The sequence below is a fragment of the Pseudarthrobacter chlorophenolicus genome (assembly GCF_000962805.1).
Lineage (GTDB): Bacteria > Actinomycetota > Actinomycetes > Actinomycetales > Micrococcaceae > Arthrobacter > Arthrobacter chlorophenolicus_A.
The window spans coordinates 104,903-124,148 of record NZ_JZTW01000014.1 but is presented as its reverse complement, the minus strand read 5'-3'; the positions used below and the strand labels follow the sequence as shown (position 1 = coordinate 124,148).

The 19,246-nt window shown below is 69.0% G+C and carries 15 protein-coding genes and 1 riboswitch; of the genes, 10 read left to right on the top strand and 5 right to left on the bottom strand.

The window, feature by feature from the left end; genetic code table 11:
* Positions 1–309: 309 nt before the first annotated feature.
* Complete coding sequence (locus tag UC32_RS14680) at positions 310–1,740, bottom strand: PLP-dependent cysteine synthase family protein (RefSeq protein ID WP_045731928.1); 1,431 nt, start codon at positions 1,738–1,740, stop codon at positions 310–312.
* A 288-nt stretch (positions 1,741–2,028) separates the two neighbouring features.
* On the opposite strand from UC32_RS14680, the gene UC32_RS14675 reads away from it, so the two are divergent.
* Entirely contained in the window at positions 2,029–3,753 is a 1,725-nt protein-coding gene (locus UC32_RS14675) for an MFS transporter (protein WP_235423676.1), read from the top strand.
* On the opposite strand, the gene UC32_RS14670 is transcribed toward UC32_RS14675, so the two are convergent.
* Complete coding sequence (locus UC32_RS14670; protein ID WP_045731927.1) at positions 3,746–4,123, bottom strand: rhodanese-like domain-containing protein; 378 nt, start codon at positions 4,121–4,123, stop codon at positions 3,746–3,748. The two genes, UC32_RS14675 and UC32_RS14670, sit on opposite strands and share 8 nt — an antisense overlap.
* Positions 4,124–4,163: 40 nt before the next feature.
* Positions 4,164–5,390, bottom strand: coding sequence for an LLM class flavin-dependent oxidoreductase (locus UC32_RS14665; RefSeq protein ID WP_045731926.1), 1,227 nt, complete (start codon positions 5,388–5,390; stop codon positions 4,164–4,166).
* Between the two features lie 215 nt (positions 5,391–5,605).
* Positions 5,606–5,714: riboswitch (SAM riboswitch) on the top strand.
* A gap of 36 nt (positions 5,715–5,750) precedes the next feature.
* Between UC32_RS14665 and UC32_RS14660 the strand changes: the two genes are divergently transcribed.
* From UC32_RS14660 to UC32_RS14625, 8 genes are all read left to right on the top strand, one after another.
* The gene (locus tag UC32_RS14660; protein WP_045731948.1) at positions 5,751–6,845 is read left to right on the top strand and encodes an LLM class flavin-dependent oxidoreductase; all 1,095 of its coding nucleotides are present in this window, start codon (positions 5,751–5,753) and stop codon (positions 6,843–6,845) included.
* A gap of 11 nt (positions 6,846–6,856) precedes the next feature.
* Positions 6,857–8,284, top strand: coding sequence for an NtaA/DmoA family FMN-dependent monooxygenase (locus tag UC32_RS14655; protein ID WP_045731925.1), 1,428 nt, complete (start codon positions 6,857–6,859; stop codon positions 8,282–8,284).
* Positions 8,281–9,942: an ABC transporter substrate-binding protein gene (locus UC32_RS14650; protein WP_045731924.1), complete on the top strand. Its 1,662-nt coding sequence runs from the start codon at positions 8,281–8,283 to the stop codon at positions 9,940–9,942. Before UC32_RS14655 ends, UC32_RS14650 begins: the two co-directional genes overlap by 4 nt.
* Positions 9,939–10,886 (top strand): ABC transporter permease, encoded by a 948-nt coding sequence (locus UC32_RS14645; protein WP_045731923.1) that lies wholly within the window; start codon positions 9,939–9,941, stop codon positions 10,884–10,886. The genes UC32_RS14650 and UC32_RS14645 overlap by 4 nt, the downstream gene beginning before the upstream one ends.
* A gap of 8 nt (positions 10,887–10,894) precedes the next feature.
* A complete protein-coding gene (locus tag UC32_RS14640) occupies positions 10,895–11,884 on the top strand; it encodes an ABC transporter permease (RefSeq protein WP_052690594.1) in 990 nt (329 codons plus the stop codon).
* The gene (locus UC32_RS14635; RefSeq protein ID WP_045731922.1) at positions 11,881–13,578 is read left to right on the top strand and encodes a dipeptide ABC transporter ATP-binding protein; all 1,698 of its coding nucleotides are present in this window, start codon (positions 11,881–11,883) and stop codon (positions 13,576–13,578) included. The genes UC32_RS14640 and UC32_RS14635 overlap by 4 nt, the downstream gene beginning before the upstream one ends.
* A gap of 243 nt (positions 13,579–13,821) precedes the next feature.
* Positions 13,822–14,700 carry a Cof-type HAD-IIB family hydrolase gene (locus UC32_RS14630; protein ID WP_045731921.1) on the top strand — a complete coding sequence of 293 codons (879 nt, stop codon included), beginning with the start codon at positions 13,822–13,824 and terminating at the stop codon, positions 14,698–14,700.
* Positions 14,701–14,796: 96 nt separating this feature from the next.
* Positions 14,797–15,381: a histidine phosphatase family protein gene (locus tag UC32_RS14625; RefSeq protein WP_045731920.1), complete on the top strand. Its 585-nt coding sequence runs from the start codon at positions 14,797–14,799 to the stop codon at positions 15,379–15,381.
* 5 nt (positions 15,382–15,386) lie between these two features.
* On the opposite strand, the gene UC32_RS14620 is transcribed toward UC32_RS14625, so the two are convergent.
* Positions 15,387–15,986 (bottom strand): MarR family transcriptional regulator, encoded by a 600-nt coding sequence (locus UC32_RS14620; RefSeq protein WP_045731919.1) that lies wholly within the window; start codon positions 15,984–15,986, stop codon positions 15,387–15,389.
* A 56-nt stretch (positions 15,987–16,042) separates the two neighbouring features.
* Complete coding sequence (locus tag UC32_RS14615; RefSeq protein WP_045731918.1) at positions 16,043–16,606, bottom strand: RDD family protein; 564 nt, start codon at positions 16,604–16,606, stop codon at positions 16,043–16,045.
* Positions 16,607–16,783: 177 nt separating this feature from the next.
* Between UC32_RS14615 and UC32_RS14610 the strand changes: the two genes are divergently transcribed.
* Positions 16,784–19,246 (top strand): phosphoketolase family protein, encoded by a 2,463-nt coding sequence (locus tag UC32_RS14610; protein WP_045731917.1) that lies wholly within the window; start codon positions 16,784–16,786, stop codon positions 19,244–19,246.

Sequence of the window (19,246 nt, the reverse complement as noted above, 5' to 3'; positions counted from 1 at the left end):
CCGGCTCTGCTCCCTTGCGGAGCGGGACGTCTACGCCGACGGGCTCGAAAGTGCCGTGACAACGATGCCCCGGCACCCGTCGCTCCTGACCAAAGGCTCGTCGGTGGACCTCCTGGGGTTCGGCACCTGCGCCGGTTACGGGCCACCGCAGCTGACATTGTCGGTGGCCATGCTGCTCGACTATCCGCGCTGGCCCCGGGAAGTCTTTTGGGACGAAGCCCACGCTTGGGCAGAAGCCGTGGCCGGCCCCTCGATGGCCGTCGCCGGCCTCTCAGGAAGCCGCGAGAACGACGACGGCATGGTGTTCCATTACCGGCTGAAGGTCACTGAGCCTGCCTCCACGTCCACGCCCCGTACACCGGCCGGCCAGCCGGCAGGCACGGCTGCCGTGATCCGGCCGTCGACCAGGACCGCCAACACTTCATGGGCCGACGTATCGGGCACCGGCGTGCCGGCCCCCACCGCACGGTAGGGCACTGCGGCACGGAGGGCCGCCGCCGATGGTCCGTCCTGGGAAGCCACCGCTTGCAGGGATTCGAGGGTCACGGCGGCCAGGACCTCCCTGGGGTGGACAGCCCCGTGCCGCGCGCCGCGGTCCAGGACCAGGAAAGCCGGATCGGCCGGTCCCAGCCCCTGTGCGCGCAGGTGGGCCATCGACTCGCCAACGTCCTGCCCTGACGGCAGAAGCGGCACCCCGGGCGCCGCACCGCCAGCGTCGTCGGACGGAAGCAGCGACCGCACGGTTCCCCCGGGACTGTCCGGTTCGAGGAAGCCCAGCGAGGCCAGCCAGCCGTCGTCGAAATACGTGGAAAGGTAGTTCCGTCCTGAGTCGGGAAGTACCACCACGATGGTGTGGGACTCGTCCAGGCCTTCCGCCAGGTTCAGCGCAGCGGCAAGCGCGGTCCCGCCCGTTGCACCGGTCAGCAGCCCCTCCTCGCGGGCTGCCCGCCGGGCGGTGAAAATCGCATCACTGTCGCTGACCCGGATGTACTGGTCCACAACGCTGGTGTCGAACGCTTCCGGCCAGATGTCCTCCACGGATTCGGGGTGCAGGGCATGGCCGGCGCCTTCAACGTACTTCAGTGCACCGTCACCGCCGCCGTACCGGGAATGCTCAGGATCAGCCGCCACCACCCGCACCGAACCGCCACTGGCGTCCTTCAGGAAACCGCCGGTGCCGGACAGCGTGCCGCCCGTACCGACACTCGCCACCAGGTGGGTGACGGACCCTTCCGTGTCCTCCCAGATTTCAGGACCCGTGGTGTGCCGGTGGGCTGCGGGGTTGGCAGGGTTGTCGTACTGCTGGGCAAGCCACGCGCCGGGAGTAGCTGCGGCGAACGCGGCAGCCCGCGAAGCCAAATGGCCCGGATGGTCGCGCGGAACGAAATCGGCCACCAGATGCACCTCGGCGCCATAGGCCCGCAGCAGCCGGATCTTCTCTGCGGCCGTTGCCGCCGGAGCGAAAATCACTGCCCGGTACCCCAGCTGCGCCGCCACCATAGCCAGGCCGATGCCGGTGTTGCCGCTGGTTCCTTCCACCACCGTGCCGCCCGGCAGCAGCCGGCCGTCGCGTTCGGCAGCCCGGATCATGGACAGCGCCGCGCGGTCCTTGACGCTTCCGCCGATGTTCTGGAATTCCAGTTTGGCGTAAATCCGTGGACGCAGTCCGGCCCCGAGGCGGCGCAGGCGGACCAGGGGCGTACCCCCGATCCCGTCCAGGACGGATTCAAAGACGGTCATGCCGTCACCACCGGATCCGGAACCGGGCGGGGATAGACTGCGGACGTGCGCTGGAGGGCTGTCATGCGGCCACCGTAGGACCGCACAGCGGCGTGTCCCAAACTCTTTTGAGCCGCGTTTCCCAGCATTTCGTCCGATGTGCAAATGCGGCTCCGCCCACTTGCCCGGCGTTACCGGGACTGTCACAAAAGGACCCCTTAATGAAGCCGCAGGTAACCGGACTTCACCCGGATTAACGCACCGACGCCGGATGCGGAACGCCCTGCAGCCCGGGCTTAGGGTCCCGATATGGGCCGAATCGCTGGGACGAACACACCACCCGCAACGGGCACGCCGTCCCCGCAGGCTGCGCTGTGGCTGTGCCTCGGCGCCGGGTTCGTGACCCTGCTAGATCAATCGGTGTTCGTGCTTGCCGTGCCCGCAATGGCAGCCGGCCTGCATGCGGACAGCGGGCAGGTGCAGTGGATCCTGGCCAGCTATTCCCTGGCTTTCGGCGTTGCGCTGGTCCCGGCCGGGCGGCTGGGTGACCTGCTGGGCCGCCGGAAACTGTTCATCGCCGGGGTTGCCGTGTTCGGTGCCTTCAGCCTCCTCGGCGGGCTCGCATCGGATCCCGCCGTCGTCATCGCCGCCCGCCTGCTCCAGGGACTGGGCGCCGGCACCCTGAACCCCCAGGTGCTGGGCCTCCTCCAGGACATCTTTACCGGCTCCGGACGGGCCAAGGCCTTGGGCTACTACGCAGCTGCCGGTGGCACGGCTGCCGTCTGCGGCCCCCTGGTGGGTGGCATCATCCTGTCCGCCGGCGATCCCGCCCTGAGTTGGCGGCTGCTGTTCCTGGTCAACGTTCCGCTGGTGCTGGTCCTGGTTCCGCTGGCACTGGTCTACCTTCCGCGCGGCGCGCCGCAACCCGCCCATGGCAGGCCAGGAAGCGCGGGCACATCCAGTAGGGACGCCGTCAGCCCGGCCAGCACCAGCCACAGTGGCATGTCCCGCCCCGGCGAGGCTCCACCGCGCCGCTCCGCCGTGGACGTCCCTGGAGCCGTGCTGCTGGGAGCCGTTGTGGTGGCATCGCTGGTGCCCACCATCTACGGTCCGGGCCCGGTGGCAGTCCTGTGGGCAGGTTTGGGTGCCGCCGCGGTCCTGGCCTTCGCGGGATGGGAGTATTTCTATCACCGGCGCGGCCGCACGCCTTTGCTCAGCCCGGCCCTGGTGAGGTCGCCGGGATATCTCCTCGGCACGGTGGTGGCGCTGTGCCAGTTTGGCGTCGGAGCGGCGATGGCGGCGGTGACATCCCTGTACTTCCTGTCCGGTACGGGCCTGCCGCCGCTGGCAGCAGCAGCGATCCTGGCACCGCAGGCCGCCGGAATGCTGCTGGCCTCCAGCCTCAGTTGGAGGTTCGTTGCCCGGTACGGCAGGACAGGCATAGTGGCCGCCATTGGCGCTGCGCTGGCCTGCCTGCCGGCAAAGGATTGGGCGGTCCAGGGGTTCGACGCCGGTGGTGCCGCAGCCATCGTCGCCGGGGTGGGGCTCCTTCAGGGTGTAGCCACAGGACTTGTGGTGGCACCTAACCAAACACTGACGCTGGCGCATGCGCCGCAAGGCGCGGCGGGCGTGGCCGCGGGGTTCTACCAGCTCAGCCAGCGATTCTCCGCCGCACTGTGCTCGGCGGCTGCCGCTGGCATGTTCCTCGGCGAGGGTGCCTCCGGCGGCAATGCCCGGGAGGCCTTCCACCAGGGCATCCTGCTGTGCTGCGCGTTGCTGGGCGCAGCATTGGTGGCCGGAGGGGCGGACGCCGTGGGGATCGCTGTTGCGGGGCGGAAGGCAAGGGCCGCCGTCGCTCGCTCCGCAAGGGAAAGTACGACGGCGGCCCTCGCCGCAGTGCCCGGCGCCCAGGCGCCTGCGCAGGGGGCGTCCGGCGGCCCAGTTCCCGGGCGGGCAGCGCCGGCCGGGGCTGGGATCGGTGCTGCGTCCGGTTCCCCGGCCAGGGAGCCCGAGAACCGGCGGACGCCTAGTTAGCGGCGTCGACGGGCCCGGTGGTCGGCACCCCGGCGTCCCGCAGGGCCGGGAAACCGCCGTCCACGTGCACCGCATTGGCGTAGCCCAGCAACTCGAGTTTCCGTGCCACGGGGCCGGAGCCGTTCACGGAGCCGCAGAACACTACGATCTTCTGGTCCGTGCCCTCAACCTGGGCCAGCCGCTGGTCCGATCCGGGCCCGAAGTCTTCCTCCATGCGCTCCCGATTGACCACCAGGGCGCCCGGGACTGCCCCGGTGCTGTTGCGTCCGGCGTCGCTGCGGACGTCAACCAGCAATGCACCGCCGGCAATCAGTTGTGCGGCTTCTGCTGCCGTGACGAGCTGTGTGTCTTTTTCGGTTTCAGTGGTCATGATTTTTCCTTCTCTTGTGTGGATGGTGATGGGACAAATCTCAGGCCAAGCCCCACTCGGCAGCCAGCAGCTCGTAGGAGTGCACGCGGTGGCGGTGGCTGTGGGCGATGGTGGTGATGAGCAGTTCCTGGGCACCAGTGGCGTGCTGCAGGGCGCGCAACTGGTCAGCCACCTGCGCCGGGCCGCCCACGAACCGCGTTTCCACCCGGTCCCGGATGAGGTCCGGAGCGCCGGTTTCGGGTGCGGCTGCCTGCGCATCCAGGTGGCCGCCGTCGCGGGGTGCTGGGTAGGGGATAGCGCCGTGGCCGGTGCGGATGCTGTGCACCCAGGCGGCATAACCGGCGCCAAGGGCGCGGGCGGACTGGCCGTCGTCGGCCACCAGGACGTCTGCGGAGACGGTGACGTATGGCTCCGCCAGCGCGGCCGACGGCTTGAAATGGGCCCGGTACTCGGCCACCGAATCCAGCACGGTGGCGGGGGAGACGTGGTAGTTCGCCCCGAACGGCAGGCCGAGTTTCCCGGCCAGGCGGGCGCTGGGACCTGCGGTTGAACCATGGATCCAGAACTGGGGCGTGGTGCCCCGTGCCGGAGATACCGTGACTTCCTCGCCGTGCCGGGTGCGGTAGCCGCCGGTGAAGAACCCGATCACGTCCTGGACGTCGCTTTCGAAGTTGTCGGCGTCGCCGGGTTCGCGGCCCAGAAGTTCGGCCTGGAGGCGGAACTTCCGCGGGAGGACGGAATTAAAGAGCCGCCGGGCCGCCGGGACCAGGAGCCCGTCCACTACCCGGGCGGCCTCGTCCGGTCGCGCCGGAACATCCGCACCGGCTGAGTCCGCACCCCTGCCGGAATTTGAAACAGCGACGGCGGGCTGCGCCGTGGTCCGTCCCGCGTCCGTCGCATCCGCGGCCGGTGTGCTGGGCTGCCCCGACCGCCCGAACCCCAGGTCCAGCCGGTCCGGGTACACGGCTGCGAGGGTGCCGATGTTCTCCGCCACCTGCAGCGGCCGGTAGTTACCCAGGATGGTGGCGGCGGTGCCCACGCGGATGGTCCGGGTAGCCGCGGCAACCAATGCGGACAGCACATGCGGGGCGGAACCGGCGACGCCGGGGTTCAGGTGGTGCTCGGCCAGCCAAAAGCGGTGGTAGCCAAGGTCCTCTGCGGCTACAGCGAGGTCAATGCTGTTGCGCAGCGCGTCGCCGGCCGGCTGCCCGGCAGGGACTGGACTGAGATCGAGTACTGACAGGGGGACGGGGGAAGCGGTAGGCATGGCATGACCCTACGAGCCGGCCCACCCCGTCCAAAGCGACCCCGTCACCGGGCTAAACCCGGGGAAACAGGCCGTCACGGACCCCGTTTCGGGTGGCGGTCGGAAGGGCCAAGATGACGGCAAAAGCCGCTGTTTGACGCGGGATTTCCTGCCTTGACGCCGCGAGACAACCGGGTTTGTCAACGCCTCGCGCCGGCTCCTACATTCAAGCCATAGGTCAAGAGTCAGCACGCCAAGGACCGGCTGGTGCTGCGGCAACCCTCAGGCATTTTGTGGCGGGGTGCTCCGGAAACAGACCTGGCCGCACCGCGGCAAGTGAATGTCGTCCCGGCCGCCCCTGCGGCCCTGAAGAAGGAAACCATGGCTTCAACACCTGTACCTGAACTGCGCTCCAAAATAGTGGCGCTCGAGCTTGACGGCGATGGCGCCCACCCGGCTGCGTGGCGCCGCGCCTCCCACCTCCCCGGCGCCCTGCTGGGCGGCGGACGGATCCGGGAGACCGCGCAGGCCGCGGAGATCGCCGGTTTCCACCTGGCCACCTTCCGAGACTCCAGGGTGCTGGATGCCGGCAGCACCGGCATTGCGGGCAGGATCGACGCCGTCCAACGCGCTGCCTTCGCGGCCCCGCTGACCCGGTCCCTCGGACTGGTCCCCGAAGTGGGGACCCTGTTCACCGAGCCGTTCCATGTGGCCACCCAGCTGGCCAGCCTGGACTACTCCTCGCACGGCCGGGCAGGCTGGCTGGTCAGCGCGGCCAACGAACCCGCCGAGGCACGGTCCGTGGGCCGCCAGGCGCTCGCCGAAGCCGATGTCCTGGCCGAAGCGGCGGACGTGGTGGAGGCCGGCCGCAGGCTCTGGGATTCCTGGGAGGACGGCGCGGTCATCCGGGACGCTGCAACCGGCCGCTACCTGGACCGGGACAAGCTGCACTACGCCGATTTCGAGGGCGAACGGTTCTCCGTGAAGGGCCCGTCCATCATTCCGCGCCCGCTGCAGGGCCAGCTGGTGGTCTTCGCACCGGCGGGCCTGATCCCGGCCGTCGAAGCGGATGTGGCGCTCGCCGCGGCCGGCACGGTGGACGGCCTGGCGGCCGCGGCGGCGGCGGCAGCAGCGGCCGGAACCCCGCGCACCCTGGTGGAACTCGACGTCGTCCTCGATTCCCGGGGCCAGCCCGCGGCGGAGCGCCTCGCGGAGCTTGACGCGTTTGAACGCTGGCAGGGCGGTGCCCGGTACGCCGGCAGCGCGGCAGGGCTCGTCGAGCTGCTGGTTGAGCTGTTCCGGGCGGCCGACGGCGTCCGGCTCCACCCAGCCGTCCTGGACATTGACCTGCCCGAACTGGCCGCCCAGGTCCTCCCGGAACTGCGCCGGGCCGGTGTGGCCGCACCGCGCCCCGGAACCACTCTGCGCGAAACCTTCGGCCTTCCCCGCCCCGCCAACCGCTACGCCGTGGCCTGAAAGAGAGCATCATGAGCACCCACCACCGCCCCGCCGGCAACGGCCAGATCCAGTTTGGCGTCTTCTTCCAGGGCGTCAACCACACCACCGTCTGGAAGACCCCGGAGAGCGGGTCCCAAACAGACTTCGAATCCTTCCGCCGCGTGGCCCAGACCGCGGAGCGCGGCCTCTTCTCTGCGTTCTTCCTCGGTGAAGGGCTGCGCCTGCGTGAGCACCTGGGCCGCATCCACGACCTCGACGTCGCCGGCCGCCCCGATGCCCAGACAGCCCTCGCGGCCCTGGCTGCCGTCACCACCAACATCGGGCTGGTGGCCACCCAGAACACCACCTACAACGACCCCGCGGACCTGGCGCACCGCCTGGCCAGCCTGGACCTGCTCTCCGGCGGGCGGGCGGCCTGGAACATCGTCACCACGGACAACGCCTGGACCGGCGCCAACTTCCGGCGCGGCGGGTTCCTCAAGCACGAGGACCGCTACATCCGGGCCGAGGCCTTCGTCCAGACGGCCAAAGCGATCTGGGACTCCTGGGCTGACGGCGCAATCGCCGGGTCCCGGGACGCCGGGCGCTGGCTCGCGGACGGCAGCGCCGCCCCGGTCCGGCGCAAGGACGCAAGCTTCGACGTCGAGATCACCGGCCGCCTGCCGCGCTCCTCCCAGCAGCACCCCGTCCTGTTCCAGGCCGGCGACTCGGCCGACGGCCGGGACTTCGCCGTCCGCAATGCCGACGTCATCTTCTCCCGGCACGCCGAACTCGAGGACGCCAAAAAATTCCGTGAGGACATTGTGGCGCGCACCCTCAAAGCCGGCCGCCCCGCCGACGACGTGAAGATTTTCCCCGGCCAGGAGTTCATCCTCGGCGCCACCGAGGCCGAAGCGGAGGAGAAACACCAGTGGGTCCGCGAACAGCAGGTGGGCCCGGAGACCGCCATTGCGTACCTCGAACAGTTCTGGGGGCGGACCCTCAACGAGTACGACCCCGACGGCCCACTGCCCGAAACGGACCCCATCGTGGACGTCACCAACCCCACCCGCGGCAACGCCTTCCACGGCGCAAGCGCCAAGGAACTCGCCGCGCAGTGGCGCGCGGAGGCCAAGGACAAGGGCCAGTCCATCCGCCAGTTCGTGGCCGCACGGTCCCGGCTCAACGGCCGCGGCCTGGTGGGCTCCTACGACGGCATCGCCGACAAGCTGGCTGAATACGCCCACGCGGGTGCCGTGGACGGCTTCAACATCACCCCGTGGATCGTCCCCGGCGGCCTGGACGAGATCGTCAACGAACTCGTTCCCCGCCTGCAGGACCGCGGCGTGTACCGCACCGAATACGAAGGCACCAACCTCCGCGAAAACCTGGGCCTCCGCGCCCCGCTCACCCGCCGCGCATCCCTGAACTCCGGCCGCAACGGCGCCGGCCTGACCGAAAGCCAAAACGTCGCATGACCCGCGCCACCCAGCCCCGCCTGAACCGGCCCCGTTCCCTGCCCGCCGGCCCCCTTCGCCGGCCCGCCGCCGTCGTTGGCCTCCTCGGAACCGCGGCCCTCCTGCTCTCGGCCTGCGGCGGCGGCGCCGACGCCGGCACGCAGCAAAGCGCCGACGCCACGCCGGTGTCCGGCGGCAACCTGAACTTTGCCCTGTCCGTGGACCGCGGCTGCATCGATCCGCAGCAGGTGGGTAACAATGATGCGATCGCGGTCGCCCGGCAGACCGTGGCGTCGCTGACCTCGCAGGACCCGAAGTCCGGCGAAATCGTGCCCTGGCTGGCAGAGAAGTTCGAATCCAACGCCGACGCCACCAGCTTCACCTTCACGCTCCGTACCGGCGCCACCTTCGCTGACGGCACGGCCATTGACGCCGCATCCGTGAAGACCAACTTCGAAGCGATCAAGGCGCTGGGGGCCAAGGCAAGCCTGGGGTCCACCTACCTCAGCGACGTCAGTGCCATCACGGTCAAGGACCCGCAGACCGTTGTGGTGGACTTCAGCAAGCCCAACGCCCAGTTCCTGCAGGCAACGTCCACGTTCACGCTGGGCCTCCTCTCGCCGTCGTCCGCATCCCTCTCCGAGGCGGACCGCTGCGCCGGAAAGTTCTCCGGCTCCGGCCCGTTCAGCGTCAAGAGCTACGCCGTGGACAAGGAAGCGGTGCTGGAGCGGCGCGCCGGATACAGCTGGCCGGCGTCCACCAACACCAACAAGGGCGAGGCCTACCTGGACACGGTCACGTTCAAGATCATCCCGGAGGCAGGCAACCGCACCGGCAGCCTGCAGTCCGGCCAGATCGACGCCACGGCGGCCATCTCCGCGGCGGACATCACCCTCTTCAACGGCAACGGCTTCTGGAACGAAACCCGGGCCAATCCCGGCGTCGTCTACAACCTGTACCCGAACGAGTCCACGCCCAAGCTCAAGGAAACGGCTGTGCGCCAGGCGATTTCCAAGGCCATCAACCGCGAGGAGATCACCACCACCCTGCTGACCGAAAAGGACCAGCCCGCCAAGGGCGTCCTGTCCCACACTACGCCGTACTTCAAGGACCTCAGCGGGCTGCTGGCCCATGATCCCGACGGCGCCAGGAAGCTTCTGGAGGATGCCGGCTGGAAAGAAGGGGCGGACGGAGTCCGGGAGAAGAACGGCGAGAAGCTCGCCTTCAAGGTCACCTACTGGCAGTCGCCCAAGGAAGTCCTGGAACTGGTCCAGCAGCAGCTCAAGGCCGTGGGCGTGGACCTGCAGCTCAAATTCACCACCATCGCCGACGTCACCGCCGCGCAGGCGGGCAAGGACTACGACTTCTCCTATGGCAACCTGACCCGCAGCGACCCGGACGTGCTGCGCACCGTGTTCGCCTCCACCACCGCCCGGGGCGGCAGCAACCTGCGCGAGAAGCTGCCGGTGGACGACACGCTGGGCGAGCAGGCCGCAGCACTGGACAAGGACGCCCGCCAGAAGCTGGTGGACCAGGGCCAGGAAGCCCTGATCAAGGACGCCCACTCCATCCCGCTGTACGAACTCTCCACCACCATCTCCGCCAACGAAAAGGTCCACGGCCTGGCGTTCGAAGCCTCCAGCCGCCTGGACTTCTACGACGCCTGGCTGTCCCAGTGATCCGCTACGTCGGCCGGCGGCTGCTGCAGGGGGCGTTCGTCCTCTGGGCCGCGTACACCGTCTCCTTCCTGATCCTCTACCTCCTCCCGGGGGACGCCGTGAGCATCATGGCCAGCGGAGACGAGCAGAACGCGGTGGACCCGGCGTTGGTAGCCAAGCTGCGCAGTGAATACGGGCTGGACCGGCCGCTGCACGAGCAGTACGTGATAGCGCTGTTCAAGGCCCTGCAGCTGGACTTCGGGGTGTCCATCAAGAACGGTGTGGCGGCCACCCAGGCAGTGGGGGAGGTCCTGCCGGAAACCATCAAGCTTGCGGCGGCCGGATTTGCGCTGGCCGTGCTGCTGGGCAGTGCGCTGGCCATCGCGGCCTCGTTCAGCCGCAACCGCTGGGTCCGCCAACTGGTGGCCGCGCTGCCGCCGCTGGGCATCGCGGTACCGACGTTCTGGATCGGGCTGCTGCTCCTGCAGTTCTTCTCCTTCCGGCTCCGGCTGTTCCCTGCGCTGGGGAACGACGGCGCCCAGAGCCTGGTGCTTCCCGCGCTGACCCTGGCGATCCCCACCTCGGCGGTGATTGCCCAGCTGCTCACCCGCAGCCTGCACCAGACCCTCGGCGAACCGTACATTGAGCAGATCCGGGCCAAGGGGGCCAGCGACGCGCTGATCCACTTCGGGCACGCCCTGCGCAACGCGGCCATCCCCACCCTGACCATGCTGGGAATCCTGGTCGGAAACCTGCTGGCCGGGGCCGTGGTCAGCGAAACGGTTTTCTCGCGCACCGGCATTGGCCGGCTCACGGTCACGGCCGTCAACAGCCGTGACATCCCGGTGGTCCAGACGCTCGTGGTACTGGCCGCCGCCATCTTCGTCATCACCAGCCTGGTGGTTGACCTGATCTACCCGCTCGTGGACCCCCGCATCAACACCGCGGCCAGGGCCACCGCCTAGGAGGCAGCATGTCGCAGCAACTTCTCCGGGACAGCCCGGGACCGGCAGCGGACGCAGCGGGCGCTCCTGACCCCGGCAGGGAAAAGGCCGGGGATCCGGCGGCCGGCGCCGTACAGACTTCGGCGCCCGCCGCCGTCGGGCTGGAGCCTGCAGCACACCCTGCGGTTGCCCGGCTTGCCCGCACGGCGAGGGCCCTGCTCAAAAGCCCTGGCCTGGTCCTGGCGGTCCTGGTCATCGCCGTGGTGATCCTGTGGGCAGTGATCCCCGGGGCTTTCACGCACTGGCCACCGGACACCGGTGTTCCCTCGGCCCGGCTCAAGCCGCCGTCTGCCGAGCACTGGTTCGGGACGGACAGCCTGGGCCGGGACCTGTTCTCCCGGGTGGTGCACGGTTCCGCCACGTCCCTGGCGGCCACAGCTGTTGCGGTGGCGGTGGGGCTGGTGGCCGGTTCGCTGCTGGGCCTGTTGGCAGGGTTCCTGCGCGGCTGGGTGGACGACGCCATCATGCGGGTCATGGACGTCCTGCTCGCCATCCCCAGCCTGCTGCTGTCGTTGGCGCTCATCACGGTGCTGGGCTTCGGCACGGTTAACATCGCCATCGCGGTGGGCATTGCCAGCGTGGCCAACTTCGCCCGCATCATGCGCGCCGAATCCCTCCGTGTGGGATCCGCCGTGTACGTGGAGGCGGCCAGATCCTCCGGTGTCCGCTGGCACGGCATCCTGCTCCGGCACGTTTTGCCGAATGCCGCCGGGCCGGTGCTGGCACTGTCCGCCTTGGAGTTCGGGATGGCCGTGCTGTCCATCTCCTCCCTGAGCTTCCTCGGCTTCGGCGCCCCGCCGCCGGCCGCCGAGTGGGGCTCACTGGTGGCCGGCGGACGCGACTACCTGGTGGCCGCATGGTGGCTGGTGACCCTGCCCGGCCTGGTGATCGCCGCCGTCGTCCTCGCCACCAACCGCATCTCGCACGCTTTCCAGGACCCCGAAAGGAACAGGACATGACGGCTGCCCCTGTACAGGACGGCCCGCCCACCGGAGCCGCCGAGCCGCTCCTGAAAGTGGAGGGGCTGCGCGTCAGCTACCTGGTGGACGGCGCGGCCCGGGAGGCCGTGCACGGCGTCAGCTTCGAGATCAACGCCGGCGAGGTGGTGGCGATCGTGGGCGAATCCGGCTCCGGAAAAACCACCACCGCGCACGCCATCATCAACCTGCTGCCGGGGAACGCCCGAACGGAGTCCGGTTCCGTGGTCTTCGCGGGAGCGGACCTTTCCCGGCTCACCCGCAAGGAGTGGCAGGGCGTGCGGGGCAAGGACATCGGCCTGATCCCGCAGGACCCCACCGCCTCGCTGGACCCGCTGCAGAAGGTGGGTCCCCAGGTGGCCGAGGCCCTCACCATCCACCGGCTGCAGCCGAAGAAAGCCGCCCGCAGGGACGCTGTCCGGTTGCTGGCAGAGAGCGGCATCCACGACGCCGAATCCCGGGCCCGGCAGTACCCGCACCAGTTCTCCGGCGGGATGCGACAGCGGGTGCTGATCGCCACCGCGCTCGCCGCCCGGCCCCGGCTGGTGATCGCGGACGAGCCCACCAGCGCCCTGGATGTCACCGTGCAGCGGCAGATCCTGGACAACATCGCGGCGCTTACGGCGGAGCGGGGGACCGCCGTCCTGCTGATCACGCACGATCTTGGCGTGGCGGCGGACCGTGCGGACCGGATCATCGTGATGCGGCGGGGCGAAATCGTGGAACAGGGCCCGGCGCCGGAGGTCCTTGGCAGTCCCCGGCACGCGTACACCCGGCAGCTGATCGCCGCCGCACCAGGGCTGAGCCCCAAACGGCTCCGGCCTGTTGTGGCCGCTGTGGCCGGGCCGGCCACGGGCGCGCCGGCCGGATCAGGCCCTGCGGCCCGCCCGCTCGTGGAGGCACAGAACCTGCGAAAGGTCTTTCACCTCCCGCGGACGGCGAACGGGCCCCGCACCCTGACCGCGGTCAACGACGTGTCGCTGGAGATCCTGCGCGGTGAGACCCTGGCCCTGGTGGGGGAGAGCGGCTCGGGCAAGAGCACTGTGGCCAGGCTCCTGCTGCGGCTGGACAAGCCAACCGGCGGCTCCGTGACGTTCGACGGCGAGGACCTCACCGCCGCGCGGGGTGAGCGGTTGCGCCAGCTCCGGCGCCGCTTCCAGGTGGTTTTCCAGAGCCCCTACGCCTCGCTGGACCCGCGTTTCACCGTGGCGGACAGCGTGGCCGAACCGCTGCGCGCCTTCGGCGAGGGAACGCCGTCGGAGCGCCGCGCAAGGGTGGCTGCGCTGCTGGACGCGGTGCACTTGCCTGCCGACTACGGGCGGCGGCATCCCGCGGAACTGTCCGGCGGGCAGCGCCAGCGGGTGGCCATTGCCCGTGCGCTGGCCCTTCGGCCCGAACTGGTGGTGCTCGACGAAGCAGTGTCCGCACTGGACGTGTCCGTGCAGGCCCAGATCCTGGCCCTGCTCGCTGAACTGCAGGCGCAGGACGGACTGAGTTACCTGTTCATCTCTCACGACCTCGCGGTGGTGCAGCAGATCTCGGACCGCGTGGCTGTGATGCGCGGCGGGGAACTGCTGGAAGCCGGAGCTACGGAATCGGTACTTGAGCGGCCGGAACACGGGTACACGCAGGAGCTGATCTCGGCAGTACCGGGCCGGCGGAAGCTGCAGGTGTAGGACCTGGCGGGGCCGCCGGTGCTCGAGAGTCCGCAGTTCCTGGGCTTGTCCGCTTATCGGAGCTTTCAAGGCGAGGATCTGCGAAGCGGCCCGGGATTCGAAACCGGTTTATGCGCCGGGCCAGGCTGCCGGTTCCGGGGTAAACATTCACAGCGTGGACAACCTGTGAGTATTAACCGGGTGTTCAACAAACCTGTGGCGCGCGTCCTAGCGGCGTTTCGGGGCGTCTGTTTCACTGGAACAATGACAACACTGACTGAAACCTCAGTCGCCGGCAACGATGACCGGCGAGACACAGAATCCAACAACAGCGGACTTAACGGACTTAGCGGCGGCCAGCTCATGGTGGCCCTGGACGTGGACGGCACCCTGGTGGACCACGACGGCCACATGTCCCCGGCCGTCCGGGAATCCGCGCAGGCTGTGGTGGACGCGGGCCACGAGGTGATGATCGCCACCGGCCGGTCCCTCAATGCCACGCTGCCCATCATCGAAAAGATCGGCGTGGAGCGCGGGTATGCGGTGTGCTGCAACGGCGGCGTGACCCTGCGGCTGCACCCCGAGCTCGACGGCGGCTACGAAATTATCCACAAGGCCACCTTCGATCCCGCCCCGGCCCTCCGGGCACTCCGCGAACGGCTGCCCTCGGCCAAGTACGCGCTCGAGGACGCCGACGGCAACTTCCTCTCCACCGAGCGGTTCCAGGACGCAAGCTTCGGCGTCGAGGCCATCGGGGTCGACTTCCAGACCATGCTGGATGCCACGGCCGTGCGCGTCGTGGTGTTCAGCACCGAGAACACCCCGGAGGAGTTCAACGAGGCCATCGACCATATCGGCCTGGCCGGCGTCACGTACTCGGTGGGCTGGACGGCGTGGCTGGACATCGCAGCGGCAGGTGTCACCAAGGCCAGCGCCCTGGAAAACCTCCGCCTGCAGCTCGGCATCGATCCGAGCCGCACGGTGGCGGTTGGTGATGGCAGGAACGACATCGAGATGCTCGGCTGGGCCGGCAGGGGAGTGGCCATGGGCCAGGCGCCCGAAGAGGTCATCGCCATCGCGGACGAGGTCACCCACTCCGTGCACGATGACGGCGCGGCCCACGTGCTGCGCAGCCTCCTCTAGTCTTCCGGGCGCCACAGCCCGCGGCTGCGGCCACGCGTCCCCGCCCGCCCCGGCACGGTTCCGTAACCCAGCCGGGTACAAGGCAGAATGGTAGATATGACCCTTACGACCTTTGCCCTCGTCCGCCACGGCCAGACCGACTGGAATGCCGAGCTCCGGCTGCAGGGGTCTACCGACATTCCGCTGAACGACGTGGGCCGGGGCCAGGCACGCGACGCCGCCGCCGTACTGGCGCCGTACGCATGGGATGCGATCGTTTCCTCGCCGCTGGGCCGTGCTGCGGAAACAGCCGACCTGATCGCCGAAGGGTTGGGCCTTGCGGTGTCGCGGCGCGTACCGGAACTGACCGAACGCAGCTTCGGGCCCGCCGAGGGGATGCAGGCCGGCCCGGAACTGGACGCGCTGCGGATCCCGGGCGGCTTCAAGGGTGCCGAGAGTGAAGACGAAGCTGCCAGCCGCGGCCTCGCAGCCCTGGAAGCGCTCGCCGAGGAATTCAGCGGCCAGCGGCTCCTGGTGGTCACGCACGGCACGCTCCTGCGCGTCAGCCTCAGCCGGGCCATCGGCGAGACCCTGCCCAGCGTGGACAACGCCGCGCTGAACCTGGCGCACCACCACGCCGTCGACGGGTGGCAGCTCGAATACTTCAACGGCGAGCCCGTCCTGGCGGCTACAGCCAAGTAGCGCTGCTACCTCACCTCAAGGATCAGCGCCAGCAGCCGTGCGGCAGCCGGCCTGGCCGCGTATTCCTCGTTCCACTGCGCCCTGGCCACGGCCTTGCTGACCGCCTGCGTGGTGATGCCCAGCGCCTGGGCCACCGCCTTTTGCTGGCCCCGGACACCCGGCGTCAGCAGGTCAAGAACCCGCCACTCCGCGCCCGACCGGTCGCGCACTATGTGGCCCAGCAGGCGGAGGACCGCCTCGGCGTCGTGCGCAATGTCCGCAAGGGGCCCTTCGACGGCCACCGGCACGCGCTCTTTGCTGTTGCGCAGCCGGTCCACCGCCCGTCGGGCGTAGATGAGGCCGTGGCCGGACGCGTCCTTGATCTGGTTCGGCAGCGGCTCGTTGACCGGACCGACGCCAATCCCCACGTACCACTGGCCGCTGCGCAGTGCGACCAGGGCTGCTTCAACCGCCTGCTCAGGGCACTCAACGATGCCTTGGACTTCGTCTTCGACGGAGCGGTCAAAGTCCAGGCGCGCGGGAATGTGCCGCAGGTCCTTGAGTAACTGCGGCACCCGGTCACCGTCGCGCCGGCTGTCCGTCTGGTTGATTGTCAGCGTGAACATTCTGGGTACACACTACCGGTAAGTAGTAAATGTGCGAGGGGGAGTGTTACGGCTGGTCAAGCGGTTATGGGCTGGTCGTAGGGCGCAGCTTCGGGAGCCCCCGCCGGAAGTTTCGGGAACCTCCTGTCGATGGTGAGGTGCCGTCCCTTCGGTTCGGCACCGGAGGGTGAAGAGCCCTCCGCGGTGCCCAGGAGCAGCACCAGGACCATCACGGAGAACAGGACAGTTCTGGCGAACATGACCCAGCCGGCCCGCCAGAACCCAGGAGCTTCGCCCGTGCTGATCCGGACCACTTCCGTCTGCGAGGCCAGCGAGCCCAGGGACCGGCCGCCCGCGCAGCAGAAACCGTACAGCCAGGGCGCGATGAGCCAGGTGGCGGCAGCAGCGCCGGCGGCCTTGCCCGCGGTCCCGGTCAGGGAGGTGCCCACCAGGACGGCCGCGATGATTGCCAGGATGGCCACGATGCCGAAATCCACGGCCCAGGCTTTGACGGAGCGCCAGATGGTGGAATCGACCACCCGTGTCCCGTTCCGCAGTGTCTTGACCCTCTGACGGGCGCTTTTCCACAGGGCTGCCTCCGCGCGTGACTGCGTTGCTGCCGTGCCGTGTACGTCGGTCACGTCCGTTCCCCCAAAGTTCGTCTTGCCCGAAACATCTTCAATCTATCGTGCTTAGGCTGCACCGCCCACGGGTAGGTCAGCCCATGTGGACGACGCCAGGTGGTTGTGCCTGGGCGGCTGGGATGTTGCGATGGAGGGACGGCCGGGCACGGCGTGAACCCCAAGGTGAGGATGGCTATGACCGGCAGCACTGGGACTGGATTCAAGGGAAACGGCAACACAGGTCAGGCAACCGCCGCGCAGGGCGCCCTGGGCCGCGAGGAACTTGAGCTCGTGGACCGCTGGTGGCGAGCCGCCAACTACCTCTCCGTCGGCCAGATCTACCTGCGCTCCAACCCGCTGCTGCGCCGGCCCCTGGGCCCGGAAGACACCAAAGCCCGCCTGCTGGGCCACTGGGGTACCACTCCCGGGCTCAACTTCGTGTACGCCCACCTGAACCGCGTGATCCGCCGCGACGCTGCCGAGATGCTCTTCATTGCCGGGCCCGGCCATGGCGGCCCCGCCGTCGTGGCCAATGCCTGGCTGGAAGGAACGTACTCGGAGATCTACGGCCACGTGGGCAACGACGAAGCCGGGCTCGCGGAACTCTTCCGCCAGTTCTCCTACCCCGGCGGCATCCCCAGCCACGCAGCGCCGGAGAGCCCGGGGTCCATCAGCGAGGGCGGCGAACTCGGCTATTCCCTGGCCCATGCGTACGGCTCGGTGCTGGACAACCCTCAGCTGGTGACCGCCGTCGTGATCGGCGACGGCGAGGCTGAAACCGGGCCGCTGGCGGCCAGCTGGCACTCGCACAACTTCCTGGACCCCGCGGCGGACGGCGCAGTGCTGCCCATCCTGCACCTCAACGGCTACAAGATTGCCAACCCCACGGTGCTTGCCCGGATGCCCCAGGAACAGCTGGAGCAGCTGCTGCGCGGCTACGGGCACGAACCGTATTTCGTCACTGTGCAGGACCCGGGCAATACCGGGCAGGCGCACCAGGACTTCGCCGCCGTCCTGGACCAGTGCCTCGCGGACATCCGCGCCATCCAGGCTGAACACCGCGACGCCGGGGACGTCCACAACGGGGCCGGGGACGGCACCTCCGGAGACCACCCCGGAAACCGGTGGCCCATGATCGTGCTGCGCTCGCCGAAGGGCTGGACCGGTCCGCGGACCGTGGACGGGCTGCAGGTGGAAGGGACCTGGCGGGCCCACCAGGTCCCGCTGTCCGAGGTCCGCACCAACGGTGAACACCTCAAACAGCTGGAGGAGTGGCTGCAGTCCTACCGTCCGGAAGAACTGTTCGACGGCGACGGGCGGCTCCGTGCCGACGTCGCCGCGGCGGCACCCACCGGGGACTTCCGGATGAGCGCCACCCCGCATGCCAACGGCGGAGTGCTCCGGCGGGCCCTAAAGCTGCCCGCCTACCGGGACTACGCCGTCGAGGTGGAAGCAGCCGGAACGGACCGCGTGAGCCCCATGATCACGCTGGGTTCGTGGATGCGGGACGTGATCGCGCAGAACATGGAGAACTTCCGCCTGTTCGGGCCGGATGAAACCGCGTCCAACCGGCTGCAGAACGTCTATGAGGTCACCGACAAGGTGTGGCAGTACCGGATTGACGACGCCGACGAGCACCTCGCGAGGTCGGGCCGCGTGATGGAGGTCCTCAGCGAGCACCTGTGCCAGGGCTGGCTGGAAGGCTACCTCCTCACCGGCCGGCACGGCGTCTTCAACTGCTACGAGGCCTTCATCCACATTGTCGATTCCATGTTCAACCAGCATGCCAAGTGGCTGAAGGTCCACCGCCGGCTGCCGTGGCGCCAGCCTGTGCCCTCGTTGAACTACCTGCTGTCCTCGCATGTCTGGCAGCAGGACCACAACGGCTTCTCGCACCAGGACCCGGGGTTCATCGACCATGCGGTGAACAAGAAGGCCGAGGTCATCCGGGTGTACCTGCCGCCGGACGCCAACACCCTGCTGTCCGTCATGGAGCACTGCCTGGCGTCCACGGACTGCGTGAACGTGGTGGTGAGCGGAAAGCAGCCCTCTCCCACCTGGTTGGGCCCGGCGGACGCGGCCAACCACTGCCGCCGCGGCCTGGGAATCTGGACGTTCGCCGGCTCCGAGGTGGCCGGCGAGGAACCCGACGTCGTGCTCGCCTGCGCAGGCGACGTCCCCACCGTTGAGACCGTGGCCGCCGCGGAACTTCTGCGCAGCGGCGTCCCGGGGCTGAAGGTCCGCGTGGTCAACGTGGTGGACCTGATGCGCCTCCAGGACGAGAGCGAACACCCGCACGGGTTGCCGGGCAGGGACTTCGACGGCATCTTCACCACGGACAAGCCCATCATTTTCGCGTATCACGGCTACCCCACGCTGATCCACCGCCTCGCGTACAAGCGCACCAACCAGGAGGGCCTGCACGTGCACGGCTACCAGGAGGAGGGGACCACCACCACCCCGTTTGACATGGCGATGCTCAACGGGATCGACCGCTTCACGCTCGCCATCGACGCAATCGACCGGGTGCCCGGCCTGGCCGAGAAGTACTCACTCCTGCGGCAGGAGCTGCAGGACCGCCGCGACAGCGCCCGCGAACACACCCGCACCCACGGCGAGGACCCGGAGGACATCCGGAACTGGAAGCTGGGCCGCTGA